Below are 1666 nucleotides of genomic sequence, written 5' to 3' on the forward strand. Positions count from 1 at the left end.
AGGTGCCGCACTGGAAAAGAAGTTCCGCGAGAAAATCGCCAATATCAGCAGCCTGCTCGAATCAATCGCTCCTTACGAAAAAGAACGGGTGGAGAAAGTGAAAGAGCGCATTACGGACGCACTCGAAAAGACTTTGAACGTGGACTACGACAAGAACCGCTTGGAACAGGAGTTGATTTATTACATCGAAAAATTAGACGTAAACGAAGAGAAACAACGCCTGGGCAATCACTTGAAATACTTCATCAGCACGCTCGAAAGCGGTAGCGGACAGGGCAAGAAACTCGGATTCATCGCCCAGGAAATGGGACGCGAAATCAACACGTTGGGCAGCAAGTCCAACCACGCCGAGATGCAGAAAATCGTTGTTCAGATGAAGGACGAGTTAGAGCAGATAAAGGAACAAGTACTGAACGTAATGTAAACTAAATCTTTTCACCCCAATGACAGGCAAATTAATCATTTTCTCCGCCCCCTCCGGTTCGGGCAAATCGACCATCATCAATTATCTGCTGACGCAACAGTTGAATCTTGCGTTTTCCATCTCCGCCACCAGCCGACAGCCGCGCGGCACAGAGCGGCACGGGGTGGAATACTTCTTCCTCACGCCCGAGGAGTTTCGTAGCCGCATAGACAACAATGAGTTTCTCGAATACGAAGAGGTGTATAAAGACCGCTATTACGGCACACTGAAAGCAGAAGTGGAGAAACAACTGGAAGCCGGCCAGAATGTGGTGTTCGACGTGGACGTGGTAGGCGGATGCAACATCAAGAAGTTTTATGGCGACCGGGCTTTGTCGGTATTCATCCAACCGCCTTCGGTAGAGGAACTGCGCAACCGGCTGCAAGGACGCGGAACGGACGCGCCCGAAGTAATTGAAAGCCGCATCGCCAAAGCGGAATATGAGTTGAGTTTTGCCCCACAGTTCGACTGCATCGTCGTCAACGACGACTTAGAGACAGCCAAAGCGGAAGCCCTGAAAGTAATCAAGGAGTTTCTGGAAAAGTAAACCGAAGCGGCAAACGATGACAAAAAGCAGCAAAACCGGCAAACTCAGAGTCGGTATCTTCAGCGGGTCGTTCAATCCGATTCACATCGGACATTTAGCTTTGGCCAATTACCTTTGCGAATACGAGGGATTGGACGAAATATGGTTCATGGTCAGCCCGCAAAACCCTTTGAAACAACAGGCTGAATTATGGAGCGACGAACTCCGGCTTCGATTGGCCGAAACGGCAACCGGCGATTATCCCCGTTTCCGGGCGTCGGACTTTGAGTTTCATCTGCCGCGCCCCTCTTACAGTGTACATACTTTAGAAAAACTGCGCGAAGCGTATCCCGAACATGAGTTTCATTTCATTATCGGTTCGGACAACTGGGCAAACTTCGACCGTTGGTATCAGTCGGAACGTATCATCCGCGAAAACCCCATCCTCGTCTATCCCCGTCCGGGCTTTCCCATAGATGAAGAGACGCTGCCCGAAACGGTGCGTCTTGTTCATTCACCGATGTTTGAAATCAGCTCCACGTTTATCCGCGAAGCCCTGGAGGCGGGAAAGGATATCCGGTACTTTCTGCATCCAAAGGTTTGGGAAGCCATCAAGGAGTTATCTTAAGATTTGTTTACTCCGTCAGCCGATGGAGGGTGATTATCACAATTTCCGA

The 1666-nt window shown here is 49.9% G+C and carries 3 protein-coding genes; all 3 read left to right on the forward strand.

What is annotated here, in order from left to right:
* Positions 1-424: DUF1732 domain-containing protein (locus QZ331_RS14415; protein ID WP_294631455.1), on the forward strand; the 424-nt coding region annotated here is incomplete at its 5' end.
* 19 nt (positions 425-443) lie between these two features.
* Positions 444-1010 carry a guanylate kinase gene (gmk, locus tag QZ331_RS14420; RefSeq protein ID WP_294631456.1) on the forward strand — a complete coding sequence of 189 codons (567 nt, stop codon included), beginning with the start codon at positions 444-446 and terminating at the stop codon, positions 1008-1010.
* Positions 1011-1026: 16 nt separating this feature from the next.
* A complete protein-coding gene (gene nadD, locus QZ331_RS14425; RefSeq protein ID WP_294631458.1) occupies positions 1027-1617 on the forward strand; it encodes a nicotinate (nicotinamide) nucleotide adenylyltransferase in 591 nt (196 codons plus the stop codon).
* Positions 1618-1666: the final 49 nt, after the last annotated feature.

The organism is uncultured Bacteroides sp. (assembly GCF_910586915.1).
Lineage (GTDB): Bacteria > Bacteroidota > Bacteroidia > Bacteroidales > Bacteroidaceae > Bacteroides.

Excerpts from the sequence above, each read along its gene's own strand:
- nadD (WP_294631458.1), top strand. The coding sequence starts at position 1,027 with ATGACAAAAAGCAGCAAAACCGGCAAACTCAGAGTCGGTATCTTCAGC.
- gmk (WP_294631456.1), top strand. The coding sequence starts at position 444 with ATGACAGGCAAATTAATCATTTTCTCCGCCCCCTCCGGTTCGGGCAAA.